The organism is Caulobacter sp. P1_D6, from assembly GCF_056406095.1.
In genome coordinates, this window is the sequence record NZ_JBFUAW010000064.1 from 1 (window position 1) to 15778 (window position 15778).

A 15778-nucleotide genomic window follows, 5' to 3' on the forward strand; every position below is an offset into this window, starting at 1 on the left:
AGGTGTCGGCGCAGCCGACGGAGGGGGGAGTTTGCGTAAGGTGGGTCTACTCCCCCCCCCGGCGCCTTCGCGCCGCCTCCCCCACAGGGGGAGGTTCTTGGAGCGCAGCGCCCTAAAGCGGCGCGCAGACCTCTCCCAGCCAGTTGCGGATCTCCGGCTCCACCAGCGGCCCGATCTCCGCCACCACCCGCGCGTGATACGCGTCGAACTGGGCGATCTCCTCGGGCGACAGCAGGCTCTTGTCCACCAGCCGCCGGTCGATCGGGGCCAGCGTCAACGCGTGGAACCGATGCATCGGCCGGTCGCCCGTACCGACCGCCTCGGCGGGCATCACCACTTCGAGGTTCTCGATGCGGATGCCGTATTCGCCGTCCTTGTAGTAGCCCGGCTCGTTGGAGACGATCATCCCCGGCTGCAGGGCGATGGTGTTGGGCGCCTTGGAGATCCGTTGCGGGCCCTCGTGCACGCCCAGATAGACGCCGACGCCGTGGCCGGTGCCGTGGTCATAGTCCAGGCCATGGCTCCACAGCGCGGCGCGGGCGAAGGCGTCGATGGCCGAGCCGGTGGTGCCGGCCGGGAAGCGCAGGCGGGCGATGGCCAGGTGGCCCTTCAGGACCAGGGTGTTGCGCGTGACCATCTCGGCCGTCGGCTCGCCGATGGCGACCGTGCGGGTGACGTCGGTGGTGCCGTCCAGGTACTGGCCGCCGCTGTCGACCAGCAGCAGCGAGCCCATGGCGGCGCGTTCGTTGCTGCGCTCGGTCGGGCGGTAGTGGGGCAGGGCGCCGTGGCCGTTGGCCGCGCCGATGGTGTCGAAGCTGAGGTCCTTGAGCACGCCGGTCGCCTCGCGGAAGGCCTCCAGCTGGGCCACGGCCTCCTTCTCGTCCGGCGGATTGACCTGGCCCTCGGTGGCCAGCCAGTGCAGGAACCGGGTCAAGGCCGCGCCGTCGCGCTTGTGGGCCTCGATCGTGCCGGCGATCTCGACGGCGTTCTTGCAGGCGCGGGGCAGGGTGCAGGGGTCCATGGCGCGGACCACCTCGGCGCCGGCGGCGACCAGGGTGTCGAAATACCAGGCCGAGGACTGGGCCGGATCGACGACGACCTTCAGGCCGGTCAGTTCGGCCAGGGCGCTATCGAGGGCCTCGGGGCCTTCCAGCGACACCTGGTTGCCCAGCCACGCCGGCAGGTCGTCGGTGACCTTGGCGGGGTCCAGGAACAGGCGCGCCGTGCCGTCGGCGCGCAGCACGGCCTGGGACAGCGGCAGGGGCGAGCGGATCACGTCGCCGCCGCGGATGTTGAACAGCCAGGCGATCGAGGCCGGGGCGGTGATCACGGCGGCGTCGGCGCCGAAGGCCGCGACGGCCGAGCCGACGCGGGCGCGCTTGGAGGCCGACTCCTCGCCGGCGTACTTCACCGGCTGCGGCACGACCGGCGCGGCGGGCTGGGCTGGACGCTGGGCGCCCCAGGCCTCGTCGATCGGATTGACCGCCACGGGCTTCAGCGCCGCGCCGGCCTTGGCGGCGGCGGCCTTCAAGCCGTCCAGCGCCTGGGGGCTGTGCAGGCGGGCGTCGTAGCCGATCACCGCGCCCTTGGTGGCGGTTTCGAGATAGGCGGGCACGCCGCCTTCGACGAGGTCGCGGATCTCGAACACGCCCTGGTCGACCTGGTCGCGCACCTGCAGGGTGTAGCGCCCGTCGACGAACACGGCGGCGCGATCCTTGAGGATCACTCCGGCCCCGGCCGAGCCGGTGAAACCGCTGGCCCAGGCCAGGCGATCGTTGGCGGCGGGCAGGTACTCGTTCTGGTGCTCGTCCTCGTGCGGGACGAGGAATCCGTCCAGGCCCTGCCGCGCCATTGCGGCGCGGATCAGGGGGACGTGACGGGGGCCGAAGCCCGGATCGGTGGATTCATCGAAGGTCTGGCGCATGCCTTCGATGTAATCCTACCCCGCTCGGGTGGGAAGAGGGGCTTAGTTCACCGGCTGGGGTTGCTGGGCCGGCGGCGGGTTGATGTTCGGATCGGCCGACGGCGCGAGGGTGTCATCGCGCGACAGGGCGGCGTTGGCGGCGGCGTCGTGCGCGGCCTGGGCGGCGTTAGCGGCCGTAGTCTCGGTCGAGCGGCGGGCGCTGTCGGCGGCGGCGCTGGCGTCGCGGGCGGCCTGCTGGGCGACGATCGTGGCCTGGGCGGCCCCGGTCTGGGCGCCTTCGAGATTGCCGACGACGCGGCCTTGCTCCTGGGCCTGGGCGATCTGGTCCTGGCTTGGCGTACGGGCGCCGACCGTCAGCATGAAGGCGATGGCCACCACGGCGACGATGGCCACGGCCCCGGCCACGAACCAGCCGGTGGCGCCGCCCTCGCGACGAACGTGCACCACCCGCTCGGGCGGCGGGCCTTGGGGATCGACATAGGTCATGACGTTGCTCCTGGAGCGAGAGTGTCCCGCTCGGAGAAACGTGGGGGAGGGGTAGGGTGTTCCCCGCGCCTTACGGCCGCTGCAGAACCAGCGCCGCCCAGGCGTCGCGGTGGATGCGGTTGACCACCTTGAAGCCGCGCGAGACGTAGGCGGCTTTCACCATGCGCTCCTGGGTGCGCAGCAGGCCCGACAGGATCACCGTGCCGCCGGGGACCAGGGCGTTCTTGATGTCCTGGGCCAGGCTGACCAGCGGGCGGGCCAGGATGTTGGCGAACACCAGGTCGTAGGGGGCGTTGTCGGTCACCAGGCGGTTCGAAAGGCCCGAGGCGTGGACGAATCGGGCGTTGGCGCGGTTGACCTTGGCGTTCTCCTTGGAGATCCGCACGCTGGGCCTGTCGATATCGGTGCCGACGGCGATCTTCGACCCGGTGCGGGCCGCGGCGATGGCCAGCAAGCCCGTGCCCGCGCCGACGTCCAGAACCTTGTTGAACTTCCTGGCCTTGATCAGCTTGTCGTAGGCCATCAGGCAGCCGACGGTCGTGCCGTGGTGGCCCGTGCCGAACGCCGCGCCGGCCTCGATGCGCAGGTTGACGGTGCTGGCCGGCAGGCGGCCGCGGTCGTGCATGCCGTAGACGAAGAACCGGCCGGCGCGCACCGGCGGCAGGCCCGACAGCGCCATGGCCAGCCAGTCGGCGTCGGCCAGCTGCTCGCGCACCACCTTCAGCGGATAGCCGGCCAGGACTTCCAGCAGGCCGGCGTCTTCGTCGTCATTGGTCGGGAAGGCGTCGATGCGCCAGATGCCCTTGTCCTCGTCCTCTTCGAGGATCGAGTATGTCGCGCCCTCGAGGCCGGGGTGGTTGTCGATGGCGTCGGCGGCGGCTTCGGCGTCGGCGCGCGCGCCGCGGGCGACGATCTGCTGGGGCGTATAGTCGGTCATGCCGCTCCAGTAGCCGCCTAAGCGGCGAAAGGCGAGACCGCGCGCTTGCCAAAAGTGGGCTGGAAGGCCGGACGGCGGGCCGGGACGGGCGTCCAGATCTCAGGTGCGGGCTCCGGCGGGGCCAGGCTCCAGGTCAGGGGCGCGGGCGCGAACAGCGGACGGCGGACGGCCTTCTCACGCTGAGCGCCCAGCGCCCAGACCGGTCCCAGCAGCCGCGTCACCGCCGCGCAGGCCAGGGCCCAGGCGATGCCGTTGCGTTCCAGGATGAAGCTCTCGGAGAAGGTGGTCATCAGGAAGATGGCCAGGAACAGGGTCGCCCAATAGCCGTCCTGCACCTTGCGGAAGCGGAACAGGGCGACCAGCAGCGAACCGCCCAGCACCATGGCGCACAGCCCCACGCCGATCCAGCCCAGCTGGGCCAGGATGTCGAGCCAGCCGTTGTGGGCGGTGGGCACCAGCCAGCCGGTCTCCTTGCGGATCCACTGGGCGGGATGGGATTCCAGGGTCCAGAACACCGCGTAGCCGTAGCCGGTCAGCGGCGCCTTGGCCGATTGGCGCAGCAGGGCGGCCCAGATGTCGGTTCGGCCGGTCAGGGTCGGGTCCTTGCCCAGCGCCTTGAACACCAGCTCGGGCGCCAGCCACATCACCATCACCGCGACGCCGATCACGCTGACGCCCAGCCAGACCACGATCACCGCCGTCGCCGGTCCGCGCCGCATGGCCGTCAGCAGCATCGAGCCGAGGAGGCCCATCAGCAGCACGACCAGCGAGGTCTTGGACTTGGTCATCACGATCAGCGCCGCGCACAGCAGGATCGTGACGATCATCTGCTTTCGCCGGGGCGAGCCGGCCAGGATCGCGGCCATGGCGGCCAGGGCGCCGTAGACCATCATCGCGCCCATCTGGTTCTTCTCGTACCAGAGGCCGCGCCAGTCGCCGGCGTTGACGTCATGGTGCACGCCCATGCTGGGATAGGCCACCGCCGCCAGCCCGCCGCCGATGGCCAGGAACAGGAAGGTGGTGGCGATGATCTCGGCCATCCGCCGCCCGTCGAAGCTGGCGGCGAAATAGAGACCGAACAGGGTGGTGAAGGCGGCCGCCAGGGCGCGGCGATTGGTGGTCCCCGGGTCCAGCGACCATGAGGCCGAGGCGAACACCCAGAAGATCAGCAGGCCCAGCATGACGGCGGGAAACCAGAACCGCATCACGCGCGGCGCGCGCCAGGCGGCCAGACCCAGGATCAGGGCGTAGACGGGCAGCCACATCAGCCGCAGCACGGGAATGTTCTCGCCGCCGGCTTGCAGCGGGTCGAGCAGCGGGCCGATGAAGGCGTTGGACAGCATGAACAGCACGAAGCCGCAGGCCAGGGCTTCCAGCTTGCGCCAGATATCGGGCCGTTCGCCGTCTTGCTGCTGTGCGTCCAAGTTCCGATCCTCGCCTGTGGCGCGAAATGGAACACGCGCCGGCCGTCGGAACGGTCGGCTGCAAGGCGGGGGCCGTGCGGCCTGGCTTTGGCGGTCTAGTAGGCGGCGGCCAGAGTGACGGACTCGGGAGCGCGGGGCGCGTCCGGAGCGTCGACCGCCTGAGGCGGCTCGGGCGTCTGAGGCGCGTCCTCCGGCAGGCGGGTGTTGAGGATGTCGCCGCCGGTCGACGGCCAGCTTCGTTCGGCCGTCTGGATCACCCGGGCGGGCTGGGCCTGCGGCGCGGGTTCGGTCCAGGAGGTGGGCACGTATTCGGGCACCTCGTACGAGGCCACGACCACGGGCGGCTGGTCGGGCTGCTGGGCGCGCAGGAAGTCGGTGCCGATCACGTAGTCGGGAACCTTGCCGGTGGGCCAGGCGATCGGCTGGGCCTGGGCGTATGGCGTCTCGGGCGCGAAGGCGGTTTCGGCCTCGGGCGCGGTTTGCGAACCGGTCTTCAGGAGCAGCCCGCCGGTCAGGCCGATCGCCAGGGCGACGGCGGCGCCGATCAGGGCGGTGCGATGGGGGAGGAGGTCAGCGGCGTCCATACCAACAAAAGTGCGCTGGACGGCAAAACGTTCGATCCGATCGTGCGATTGCTTTCTTTGGCGCGTGACCGGCCAAAACCGGCCTCCACTTTCGGCTGTCCCGCTTTAGGCTGGCGACTCGCCACCAGGGGAAACCGACATGCCAAGCCGCCACATGCTCCGCGACCGGGCCTCGGGCGGCCACGCGCGCGTCACCTATGTCGAGCTGTTCTTCGACCTGGTGTTCGTGTTCGCGGTCACCCAGCTGTCGCATGGCCTGATGGAGCATCCCACCCTGCTGGGCGTGGTCGAGACCGGCCTGCTGCTGATGGCCGTCTGGTGGGCGTGGATCTTCACGGCCTGGGTCACCAACTGGCTGGATCCCGAGCGCAAGCCGGTGCGGATCATGCTGTTCGTGGTGATGGTGGTGGGCATGATCCTGACCATGTCGATCCCCAAGGCGTTCGGCGAGCGCGGCCTGATCTTCGCCCTGGCCTTCGTGGCGATCCAGCTGGGGCGCAGCGTGTTCACCGCCTGGGCGATGCGGGGCCACGCCTTCCAGAGCCGCAACTTCATCCGGATTTCCGCCTGGTTCGCGGCCTCGGGCGTGTTGTGGATCGCCGGCGGCCTGGCTGAGGGCGGCGCGCGGCTGGCGCTGTGGGGCGGGGCGATCTCCCTGGAGTACATCTCGCCGGCCCTGGGGTTCTGGACCCCCGGCATGGGCCGCGCCCGCGCCGAGGAGTGGGACGTCGAGGGCGGACACCTGGCCGAGCGCTGCGCCCTGTTCACGATCATCGCCCTGGGCGAGTCGATCCTGGTGATGGGCGCGACCACGGCCGGCCTGGCCTGGACGCCGGGCGTGATCGCCGCCTTCCTGGCCTCGTTCGCCGGCAGCCTGGCCATGTGGTGGATCTATTTCTCGGATACGGCCGAGGCGGCCAGCGAGGCGATCAGCCACGCCAAGGATCCCGGCCGCGTGGCCCGCGCGGCCTATACCTATATCCACCTGTTGCCGATCGCCGGGATCATCGTCACGGCCGTTGCCGACGAGTGGACCATCCACCATCCGACCGGCCATACCGATCCGAAGACCGCCGCCGCCCTGATCGGCGGACCGTTCCTGTTCCTGCTGGGCGGCCTGCTGTTCAAGCGGGCGGTGTTCCGGACGTGGGCGCCGGCGCAGATCGTGGCCCTGCTGGCGCTGGCGGCCCTGGCTCCCGTCAGCCTGATGGTCAGCCCGCTGGTCCTGTCGATCGCCACGACGTTGGTTCTGCTGGGTCTGTCCGTCCGGGAAGGACTGGCGCGTCGCGCCGAGGCGAAGGCCTAACCGCCCAGCGCCGCGTTCGTCGCCCGCACCAGGCCGTCGATGACGCCCGGCTCGGTCGAGGCGTGTCCCGCGTCCCAGACGATCTCGAACTTGGCTTCGGGCCAGGCCCTGTGCAGCGACCAGGCGCTGTCGAGCGGCGTGACCACGTCGAAGCGGCCCTGGACGATCCAGGCCGGGATGTGGCGGATCTTGTCGATGTTCTTCAGGATCCAGCCGTCTTCGTCGAAGAACCCGCCGTTGGTGAAGAAGTGGCACTCGATCCGCGCGAAGGCGATGGCGAAGTCTTCCTCGTTGAACTTCGGCGGACGGGCCTCCGGACCACGCAGCGAGATGGTGTCGCCCTCCCACTGGCTCCACGCCCCGGCCGCCTCGGCCTGGACGCGGCGGTCGGGATGGGTCAGGCGCTTGTGATAGGCGGCCATCAGGTCGCCGCGCTCCTCGACCGGGATCGGGGCAAGGAACCGTTCCCAGGCGTCCGGGAACAGCATCGAGGCGCCGTCCTGGTAGAACCAGCGCAGTTCCTTCTGGGTCAGCAGGAAGATGCCGCGCAGCACCAGGCCCTCGACGCGGTCGGGGTGGGCGATGGCGTAGGCCAGGGCCAGGGTCGAGCCCCACGAGCCGCCGAACACGGTCCACTTCTCGATGCCCAGGTGCTCGCGCAGCCGCTCGATGTCGGCGATCAGGCTCCAGGTAGTGTTGTCGTCGAGGCTGGCGTTTGGGCGCGAGCGACCGCAGCCGCGCTGGTCGAACAGCGCCATGCGCCATTTGTTGGGATCGAAGAACCGCCGCATGGTCGGATTGACCGCCCCGCCCGGGCCGCCGTGCAGGATCACCGCCGGCTTGCCGCGCGGCGCGCCGCATTCCTCGTAGTAGATCTCGTGCGGACCGTCGGTGCTGAGCCAGCCGAACGAGAAGGGCTCGATGTCGCGAAACAGGCCGCGGCGACCGATGGCGGACATGGGGGTGGCGGAAGCATTGCGGTCCATGACGCAACCCTAAACCCGTTTCGGGGGGCGAGGGAACGGCGGGAGGGGTTCATTTCCCCCCATCGGTCGCGTATCGGACGGGAATGATCGCGCGACTCCTCCCGACTTTGACCCGGCCGACGCCGGCGCGATGGCTCGACATCGGCCGCGGCGGCCTGGGCGCCTTGCTGGGCCTGCTGGTCGCCGGGGTGCTGGCCAGGCTGATCGTCGGCGGCGCTCCCCTGACCTCGCCGCTGCTGATCGCGCCGATCGGCGCCTCGGCCGTGCTGGTCTTCGCCGTGCCCGCCAGCCCCCTGGCCCAGCCCCATTCGGTGGTGTTCGGCAACATTCTGTCGGCCCTGGTCGGCATCGCCTGCGCGCAGCTGTTCCATGGCGCGCCGTTCGTCGGACCCCTGGCCGTGGGCCTGGCCATCGCGGTGATGTCCCTGGCCGGCTGCCTGCACCCGCCCGGCGGCGCCGTGGCCCTGATCTGCGCCCTGGCCGGACCGGAGTTGACCAAGGCCGGCTGGATGTTCGCGCTGACGCCCGTGGGCCTGGACTCGTTGTTGCTGACCCTGGCCGGCATGGTCTTTCACCGCGTCACGGGGCGCTCGTACCCGCACCGCGCGCCGGTCGTCGCCGACAGCCCGCACAAGACCAGCGACGCCCCGCCCGGAGCGCGGGCCGGTTTCACCGCCGGCGACCTGGACGCCGCCCTGGCCCAGTACGGCGAACTGCTGGACGTCAGCCGCGACGATCTGGACGCCCTGTTCCGCCAGGTCGAGCTGCAGGCCCACCAGCGGCTGCACGCCCAGATCCTGTGCGGCGACATCATGTCGGTCGACGTGATCGCCGTGGACCCGCAGCAGACCTGCGAAAGCGCGCTCCTCTACATGCAGGAGCACGACCTGCGCACCGCGCCGGTGGTCGACGCCGACCGCAAGGTGCTGGGCCTGGTGCGGCGCGCCGAGCTGCAGGCCAACCGCCGGCGCAAGGTCGAGACGGTGATCGACCCGTTCGTCCACCGCGTGCGCGAGACCACGCCGATCCAGGCCCTGCTGCCCCTGCTGTCGAGCGGGGCGGTGCACGAGGCGGTGGTGGTCGACGCCGACCGCACCCTCAAGGGCATCGTCACCCAGACCGACCTGCTAGCGGTGCTGTATCGCGCCCACGTCGTCGAGGCGATGGCCGGCCAGCGTTAGGCCGCCATCGCAACCCCTTCCGCTTTTCCGTATTCTCCCGAGTCATGAACAACCCCGAAGACCTCAGCGACGAAGAACTGCTCGAGATGCTGACCCCGCGTCAGCTGGCCGAGCTGGACCGCGCGATCGCCGAGATGATGGGCCCCGAGGGCCTGGACAAGGTCATCTCGCTGCAGGTGATGGCCCAGCTCTACACCGTGCGCGCCGCCGAGCGCGACGAGGTCTCGGCCCTGGCCATGCTGCAGATGGCGGCGGCTATGCGCAGGCGGGCGGAAATCCTGGCCGAACAACAGGGCTAGGAGCGTTCCCCTCTACAGGTTCGGGAACCGCCGCTCGAGCCAGTCGATCAGGATCGCGTTCACCCGTTCGGGCGCCTCCTGCTGGGTCCAGTGGCCGCTGCCTTCGACCAGCACCTTCTCCAGGTCCGAGATCTGGTCGCCCATGCGGTCGGCCAGCGAAGGCGGCAGCACCACGTCGTGCTCGGCCATGATCATCAGGCAGGGGATGCCGTCGATCCGGACGGGCAGGTGCTCGGCCCGCTCCCAGTTGCGGGTGAAGTTGCGATACCAGTTGATCCCGCCGGTGAAGCCGGTGCGCTGGAACGTCTCGACGAAGGTCTTCAGTTCCTCCGGCTCTAGAAGCTGGGCGGCGGTGTCGGCGACGTTGAAGCGGGCCAGGCCGTCCTGCAGGGCCAGGGAGCGTCCCCCGGTTTCGCCGCTGGTGAAGGCGGCCTGAACGCCGGTCGGCTTGCGCATGAAGTAGCGCATGGTCTTTTCGACGTCGGCAGCCAGCTGGGCGTCGGCCACGCCGGGCTTCTGGAAGTGGACGATGTACATGTCGTCGCCGAACGCGTTGCGGAAGGCGGTGATCGGATCGACCGGCAGGCGCGGCAGGAACGGCGTGTTGACGCCCACCACGCCAGCGGTCCGGCCCGGATGCATCAGCGGCATCTGCCAGACGACCAGCCCGCCCCAGTCATGGCCGCAGAACACCGCCTTCTCGACACCCAGGTGATCCAGCAGCCCGACCAGGTCGCCGGTCAGGTGGACCATGTCGTAGTCCTCGACCGCCTCGGGACGGTCGGTCAGGCCGTAGCCGCGCTGGTCCGGAACGATCACCCAGCGCCCCGCTGCCGCCAAGGCCGCGATCTGCCAGCGCCAGGAATAGGAGAACTCCGGGAAGCCGTGGCACAGCACGATCGGCGTGCCGACGCGCGGCCCGGCCTCGTAATAGGCCATGCGGATCCCGTTGATCTGGGCGAACGCGGGCTCGGGCATCGGCGGCGCAAGCTGGGTCATGGCGTTTCCTGCTTATATTATTGGCGATCACCTTGCAGGCGGGCGTCGCGCCCGGCAAGGCCGCGATTCGCACGGTCAAGGACTTACCCCTGCGGAAAACAAGCGTAAAAGCGCGACCATGACCGACAACGCACAGCCCACGCCCGCCGCCACGCCCTGGCGGCTCGTCCTGATGTTGGGCGCCCTGACCGCCTTCGCGCCGATGTCGATCGACATGTACCTGTCCAGCATGCCGGACATCGGCCGGAGCCTGCACGCGGGGGCCGACGACGTTCAGGCCACGCTGGCGGCGTTCTTCGCGGGCATGGCGATCGGCCAGTTCCTGTACGGTCCGGCCTCGGACCGGTTCGGACGCCGTCTGCCGCTGTTGCTGGGCATCGGCATCTATGTCGCGGCCTCGGTGGTCTGCGCCATGGCGACGTCGATCGAGGTGCTGATCGCCGCCCGTTTCGTCCAGGCCCTGGGCGGCTGCGCGGGGGCGGTGATCGCCCGGGCGGTGGTGCGCGACAAGTTCAACCACGCCGACACGGCGCGGGTGCTGTCGCTGATGACCCTGATCATGGGCCTGGCGCCGGTGCTGGCCCCGCAGTTTGGCGGCGTCGTGCAGTTCTTCGCCGGCTGGCGCGGCGTGTTCTGGACGCTGGCGGTCTTCGGCCTGCTGATCGGCCTGTGGATCGCGCTGAGCCTGGTGGAGTCGCGGCCGGAGGCCACGGCGATCCAGGCCCGTTCCGAAAACCCGTTCCGGGCCTATTCCGCGCTGCTGCGCCAGAAGCGGCTGGTCGGCTACGGCGTGGCCGGGGCCCTGAACGGCGCGACGCTGTTCACCTACATCTCGACCGCGCCGGACCTGATGATGGGGACCTATGGCCACGCGCCGCTGGTGTTCAACATCATCTTCGCCTTCAACGCCGTGGGCATCATCGGGGCCAGCCAGGTCAACCGCCTGCTGCTGCGCCGGGCAACCCCCGACCAGGTGCTGGTGCGGGCCAGCATCGCCTCGATCGTCGCCGCCTTCCTGCTGGTCGCCGCCGCCTATAGCGGCCTGGGCGGTCAGTTCACGGTCCTGCCGCTGCTGTTCGCGGCGCTGTCCAGCTACGGCCTGATGGCCGGCAACACCATGGCCGGGGCGCTGAGCGTCGATCCCAGCCGGGCGGGCTCGACCTCGGCCCTGATGGGCGGGGCGTCGTTTGGGGCGGGAGCCCTGGCCTCGTGGGTGGGCGGCCTGCTGCACGACGGCACGGCCAGGCCGGTGGCGGCGGTGATGTTCGCCTGCCTGGTGGGGTCGAGCCTGGCGATCTTCCTGCTGGCGGTCCCCAAGGACCGGCGAGGCAAGGCGGCCTAGGCCCAGGCCGGCCTAGGCTTCGCGATCCGCGATCGTTCCGGCCCGCCAGGCCAGCAGCAGCCAGCCGGCCAGGAAGCACAGGCCGCCAAACGGCGTGACCATGCCCAGGATCCGCGGCGCGCCGAACGCCAGGGCGTACAGCGAGCCCGAGAACAGCACGGTCCCGACCAGGAACAGGGCAGGGGTCGTCACGCCCGTCTTGCCGCCCGCCTTGCGGATGGCCAGCCAGCCGAACACCGCCAGGGCGTGCGTCATCTGGTACAGCGATCCGGTGTGCAGCAGCTCGGCCGCGCGGGCGTCCTTGGCGCCGTGCGCGGCAAAGGCGCCGAACGCCACGGCCAGGAAGCCGCTGAGGGCGGCCAGGCGGACGACGAGGGCCGAGCCGCGCATCACTTGTGCTTGTTGTGGGCGGCCAGTTCGTCCGGCGTGATGTCCAGGAACGACGGCATGGCGGCGTTGTAGGCCTGCGTCTTGTGCAGATCGATGACCACGCTGCGATGGCCTTCCCAGATCATGTGCACGGAGACGTACAGCACGATGGCCAGGCCGATGAAGCCGATCCAGCGATGCTTGTGCAGCAGGTTGGCGATGGCGGTGGCGGCCACGCCCATCAGGATGATCGACAGCAGCAGGCCGAACACCAGGATGGCCGGGTGCTCGCGAGCCGCACCGGCCACGGCCAGCACGTTGTCCAGCGACATCGAGACGTCGGCGATCAGCACCTGCAGGAAGGCCTGCTTGAAGGTCTTGGCCGGCCTGGCGCGGGGCTCGGTGGCCGGGTCGTCGTCCAGGCAGGCCTGGGCGTCGGCCTGTTCGTGGGTGATCTGCTCGCGCAGCTCGCGCCACATCTTCCAGCAGACCCACAGCAGCAGCAGGCCGCCGGCCAGCAGCAGGCCGATCACGCCCAGCAGCCAAGTGGTGATCAGGGCGAAGCTGATCCGCAGCACCACGGCCGCGCCGAGACCGTAGAGGATGACCTTCTTGCGATCCTGGGCCGGCAGGCCGCCGGCCGCCAGGCCCACGGCCACCGCGTTGTCGCCCGCGAGGACGAGATCGATCATCAGAACGGAGAGAAAGGCCGCGAACGGACCGTTCAGTCCGCCCACCTGGGCGAGGAGCGCGTCAAACATGAGGCCTCAATGCGTCAGGCGGGCGGGTCTGGCAAGCGCCCCCTAGTGGGTGTGCTCAAGTTCCTTGTGATCGGCGTGGCCGTCGTGCTCGTGACCGTCATGATGACCGGCCTCGGCGTGACCGTGGTCGTCATGGCCGTGACCGTCGTCGTGACCATGGTCGCCATGAGGGGCGGCGGCGTGGTCGTGGCCGCTGACCGGCAGGGCCTCGGCGCCGGCGATCGGGGCGACGTGGTGATCGTCGTGGCCGTGATCATGGGGCGGCGCCTCGAACGGGCTGTGCTCGTCATGGCCATGTCCGTGGTCGGTGTGGCCATGGTCGTCATGATGGTTGACCGCGGTGGCCACCGCCGCGCCGGCCAGGGCTCCCCCGGCGGCCGCGACCATCGGGTTGACGTAGTTGACCTCGGCGGACTTCGGCGCGTCGAACTCCATCTCGTTGCGGCCGTAGTCGGTCAGGGTGCGGAACTTGCGGCGACGCTCTTCCCGGGCCTTGGAGGCCGAGGCGTTGCGGGCGATCGCCACCAGGATCAGCAGGGCCAGCAGCACCAGGGCGCCGCCCAGCAGCGACTTGCCGGCCACCTTGCCGACGCCCGGCAGGTCGACGGTCTCGTAGCGGCCCAGGTTCGGCATGGCGAACTTGAAGCCCTTGGTCTTTTCCTTCACCGCGTCCTGGATCGGAGCGACCTGCTTGGCGATCGAGCCCAGCATGAAGCCCTGGGCCGGCTTGGTTCCGTTCAGCTCGACGCCGAAGTCCGTCTTCAACGGACCCTTGGCGGCGGGGGTCGGCTTGACCTGCCAGGCGAAGGTGGCGGGCTCGCCGGCCTTGACCTCGGCGGTCTGGCGACCGTTCGGGGTGATTTCGTAGCCCTGACCCTGCAGGTCGGCATAGGCGCTGGTCTTCTTGGCCGACTTGGTCAGGCCCAGCTTGGCGGCTTCCTTCTTGATCAGGTCGCCGAGCGTGGCGGGCAGGGACAGGGTGACCTGGCCCTCCTTGCCCTGGGTCAGGCTTTCGGCCGTGGCCAGAGTTGCGCCCTTGGTCGCTTCCGGCGCGACGGCGGCCTGCAGCTTCTCGAGCTTGGTCAGCGGCTTGGCCGGAACGGGCTTGGCGGCGGCGGCCGCGACCGGCGCGACGACCGGAGCCTTGACCGGAGCGACGGCGGGCTTGGCGACGACCACCGGCTTCACCGGGGCCGGAGCGGACGCGACGACCGGCTTCGCGGCCGGCTTGGCGACCGGAGCGGGCGCGGCGTGGATCCGACGGGCCGGCGCGGAAACCGCGCGCGGCGCATAGCGGGTCGCCTTGGGATTGGCGATCGGCGCCATGGCGGTGACCAGGGTGCCGTCGGCGCGGCGCCAGGTCTTCAGGTTCGGATTGGAGCTGTAGACGGGCGTCGGCGCGGCGGCGGGCGTCGCGGCGGTCGCCGGACCGCCCAGCAGGCCGTCGGCCGGCGTGGTCTCGGCGGCGGGCGGCGCGCCCATCAGGTCGGGCGTCTGAGCCGCGCCATAGCCGGCCGCGTTCGACGCGGGCGGCGCTTCGACGGGCTCACGCGCGCCACAGCCGGCGATTACCAGAACGCTTACCGCGCAACCGGCCAGAGCCGTCATACGGACTTTATTATGCAACATCGGGTCCCCCGATCCCATGTCTGAACTCTCCGCAAGCTGCGCTATGCGGTCTCGCGCTTGAGAGAACCACGTGATCGCGACGAAATCAAAACGGTTAAGAGAGATTCACGAACCGATTTCATCCCTGGGGCGAAATTTCGACGCTTCATAGAGCGCCACCGCCGCCGCGGCGGACACATTCAGGCTCTCAAAGCCCCCAGGCATGGCAATTTTACCCAAGACGTCACAGTGCTCGGCGACCAGCCGGCGCACGCCTTCGCCTTCCGATCCCAGCACCAGCACCGTCGGGCGGCCGTCCAGCACCTGGTCGAGGGTCTCCTCGGCTTCGCCCGCGAGGCCGACGGCCCGCCAGCCCAGATCGGCCAGCTCCTCCAGGGCGCGGGACAGATTGACCACGCGCGCATGGGGGATCTTGTCGACGGCGCCGACCGCGGTCTTGGCCAGCACGCCGGTCAGGGCCGGGGCGTGGCGGTCCTGCAGGATCATCCCCTTGGCCCCGAAGGCGGCCGCCGAGCGGAAGATCGCGCCGATGTTCTGCGGATCGGTGATCTGGTCCAGCATCACCAGCAGGCCCTCGGCCGGCGTCCCCAGGTCGTGGACGGTCAGCATCTCGGGCTCGTCGATCTTCAGGGCGATGCCCTGGTGCACGGCGCCGGCCGGCAGCTGACGGGCGATGTCGGCGCCCTCCATGATCTGCAGGAAGGGGGCGCGGCTCAGATTCGGCGCGAGTCGTTTGGCGCGATCCGGGGTGGCCAGAAGACGTTTCGGAACGGGTCTGGCGGGGTTGGAAAGCGCGGCCTCGACGGCGTGAGTCCCCCATATCCAGTCCTTGGCGTCGCCCTGACCCTTGGAAAACTTGTTGTTTTCCCGAGGCTTGGAACGAAAATCACGTCCGGGCGAAGAAGGCTTTTTCCGGTCGTTGCGTTCGGAATGAGAGGACACTATAAGACGCGCTCCGATTTGGGGCCCTGAGGGTTTCCAAGAGCCAGGGCGGCGCTGCTTTAGCATCGTCTCACAGGTCTCGAGGAAGCTTTTGTTCCTTTTTCGTGACGGGCGGTCCGCCGCCGGTCACGAGGATGGAAAGGCCGCTTTGAAGGAACTCTGTCGCGCGCTGGGGGAATGTCCCGAGTGGCAAAGGGGGGGGACTGTAAATCCCCTGGCGTACGCCTTCGCAGGTTCGAGTCCTGCTTCCCCCACCACGCGCGACGAGAGCTCCCAAGAAGCCTGGACCCCAAAGAAGCCAGACCGGGAGCCGATCGCGACCCCGCTAGCTTGGCGGGTATAGCACAATGGTAGTGCAGCAGCCTTCCAAGCTGAGGATGCGGGTTCGATTCCCGCTACCCGCTCCAGCTCCCAACACATATTTCCCAGAAACAAGCCCGCCGGCGCGAAGGTAGAGACGATGGCCAAGGAAAAGTTCGAACGTAACAAGCCGCACTGCAACATCGGCACGATTGGTCACGTTGACCATGGCAAGACGACGTTGACGGCCGCGATCACCATCATCCTGGCCAAGTCGGGTGGTGCGACCGCGAAGAACTACGCCGACAT

General features: G+C 69.6%; 16 protein-coding genes and 2 tRNA genes. 7 read left to right on the forward strand and 11 right to left on the reverse strand.

The genetic code is table 11. The features are described 5' to 3' along the window. Positions 1-112 precede the first annotated feature (112 nt). The 5 genes from AC1DYP_RS24035 to AC1DYP_RS24055 all read right to left on the reverse strand — a co-directional run bounded on the left by AC1DYP_RS24035 (position 113) and on the right by AC1DYP_RS24055 (position 5355). The gene (locus AC1DYP_RS24035) at positions 113-1924 is read right to left on the reverse strand and encodes an aminopeptidase P family protein (RefSeq protein ID WP_477048454.1); all 1812 of its coding nucleotides are present in this window, start codon (positions 1922-1924) and stop codon (positions 113-115) included. Between the two features lie 42 nt (positions 1925-1966). Further along, positions 1967-2410, reverse strand: a complete 444-nt coding sequence (locus AC1DYP_RS24040; RefSeq protein ID WP_477048455.1) for a hypothetical protein — start codon at positions 2408-2410, stop codon at positions 1967-1969. A 70-nt stretch (positions 2411-2480) separates the two neighbouring features. Then, entirely contained in the window at positions 2481-3347 is an 867-nt protein-coding gene (locus AC1DYP_RS24045) for a 50S ribosomal protein L11 methyltransferase (protein WP_477048456.1), read from the reverse strand. 17 nt (positions 3348-3364) lie between these two features. Then, positions 3365-4771, reverse strand: a complete 1407-nt coding sequence (locus AC1DYP_RS24050; protein ID WP_477048457.1) for an O-antigen ligase family protein — start codon at positions 4769-4771, stop codon at positions 3365-3367. A gap of 95 nt (positions 4772-4866) precedes the next feature. Then, positions 4867-5355, reverse strand: coding sequence for a hypothetical protein (locus AC1DYP_RS24055; RefSeq protein ID WP_477048458.1), 489 nt, complete (start codon positions 5353-5355; stop codon positions 4867-4869). Between the two features lie 139 nt (positions 5356-5494). Between AC1DYP_RS24055 and AC1DYP_RS24060 the strand changes: the two genes are divergently transcribed. Then, positions 5495-6661 (forward strand): low temperature requirement protein A, encoded by a 1167-nt coding sequence (locus AC1DYP_RS24060; protein WP_477048459.1) that lies wholly within the window; start codon positions 5495-5497, stop codon positions 6659-6661. On the opposite strand, the gene pip is transcribed toward AC1DYP_RS24060, so the two are convergent. Then, positions 6658-7647 carry a prolyl aminopeptidase gene (gene pip / locus AC1DYP_RS24065; RefSeq protein ID WP_477048460.1) on the reverse strand — a complete coding sequence of 330 codons (990 nt, stop codon included), beginning with the start codon at positions 7645-7647 and terminating at the stop codon, positions 6658-6660. The genes AC1DYP_RS24060 and pip overlap by 4 nt on opposite strands. Before the next feature lie 107 nt (positions 7648-7754). On the opposite strand from pip, the gene AC1DYP_RS24070 reads away from it, so the two are divergent. Both AC1DYP_RS24070 and AC1DYP_RS24075 read left to right on the forward strand, forming a co-directional pair. Next, positions 7755-8828, forward strand: coding sequence for an HPP family protein (locus AC1DYP_RS24070; protein ID WP_477048461.1), 1074 nt, complete (start codon positions 7755-7757; stop codon positions 8826-8828). Between the two features lie 44 nt (positions 8829-8872). Further along, positions 8873-9127 (forward strand): low temperature requirement protein A, encoded by a 255-nt coding sequence (locus AC1DYP_RS24075; protein WP_477048462.1) that lies wholly within the window; start codon positions 8873-8875, stop codon positions 9125-9127. A 12-nt stretch (positions 9128-9139) separates the two neighbouring features. Here AC1DYP_RS24075 and AC1DYP_RS24080 read toward each other — a convergent pair whose 3' ends face one another. Next, on the reverse strand, positions 9140-10126 hold the full coding sequence (locus tag AC1DYP_RS24080) for an alpha/beta fold hydrolase (RefSeq protein ID WP_477048463.1): 987 nt from the start codon (positions 10124-10126) through the stop codon (positions 9140-9142). Between the two features lie 118 nt (positions 10127-10244). On the opposite strand from AC1DYP_RS24080, the gene AC1DYP_RS24085 reads away from it, so the two are divergent. Continuing rightward, positions 10245-11468 (forward strand): multidrug effflux MFS transporter, encoded by a 1224-nt coding sequence (locus tag AC1DYP_RS24085; protein WP_477048464.1) that lies wholly within the window; start codon positions 10245-10247, stop codon positions 11466-11468. 12 nt (positions 11469-11480) lie between these two features. Here AC1DYP_RS24085 and AC1DYP_RS24090 read toward each other — a convergent pair whose 3' ends face one another. The 4 genes from AC1DYP_RS24090 to rlmB all read right to left on the reverse strand — a co-directional run bounded on the left by AC1DYP_RS24090 (position 11481) and on the right by rlmB (position 15169). Continuing rightward, on the reverse strand, positions 11481-11858 hold the full coding sequence (locus AC1DYP_RS24090; protein ID WP_477048465.1) for a DUF423 domain-containing protein: 378 nt from the start codon (positions 11856-11858) through the stop codon (positions 11481-11483). After that, positions 11858-12598 carry a TerC family protein gene (locus AC1DYP_RS24095; protein ID WP_477048466.1) on the reverse strand — a complete coding sequence of 247 codons (741 nt, stop codon included), beginning with the start codon at positions 12596-12598 and terminating at the stop codon, positions 11858-11860. The genes AC1DYP_RS24090 and AC1DYP_RS24095 overlap by 1 nt, the downstream gene beginning before the upstream one ends. 42 nt (positions 12599-12640) lie before the next feature. After that, on the reverse strand, positions 12641-14245 hold the full coding sequence (stpX, locus tag AC1DYP_RS24100; protein ID WP_477048467.1) for a stalk-specific protein StpX: 1605 nt from the start codon (positions 14243-14245) through the stop codon (positions 12641-12643). An 87-nt stretch (positions 14246-14332) separates the two neighbouring features. Next, positions 14333-15169, reverse strand: a complete 837-nt coding sequence (rlmB, locus tag AC1DYP_RS24105; protein ID WP_477035327.1) for a 23S rRNA (guanosine(2251)-2'-O)-methyltransferase RlmB — start codon at positions 15167-15169, stop codon at positions 14333-14335. Between the two features lie 171 nt (positions 15170-15340). On the opposite strand from rlmB, the gene AC1DYP_RS24110 reads away from it, so the two are divergent. The 3 genes from AC1DYP_RS24110 to AC1DYP_RS24120 all read left to right on the forward strand — a co-directional run. After that, a tRNA-Tyr gene (locus AC1DYP_RS24110) sits at positions 15341-15426 on the forward strand. Between the two features lie 76 nt (positions 15427-15502). Next, positions 15503-15576: transfer RNA gene (locus tag AC1DYP_RS24115), tRNA-Gly, on the forward strand. A 53-nt stretch (positions 15577-15629) separates the two neighbouring features. Continuing rightward, the coding region (locus tag AC1DYP_RS24120; RefSeq protein ID WP_477048468.1) for a GTP-binding protein at positions 15630-15778 on the forward strand (149 nt) is incomplete at its 3' end.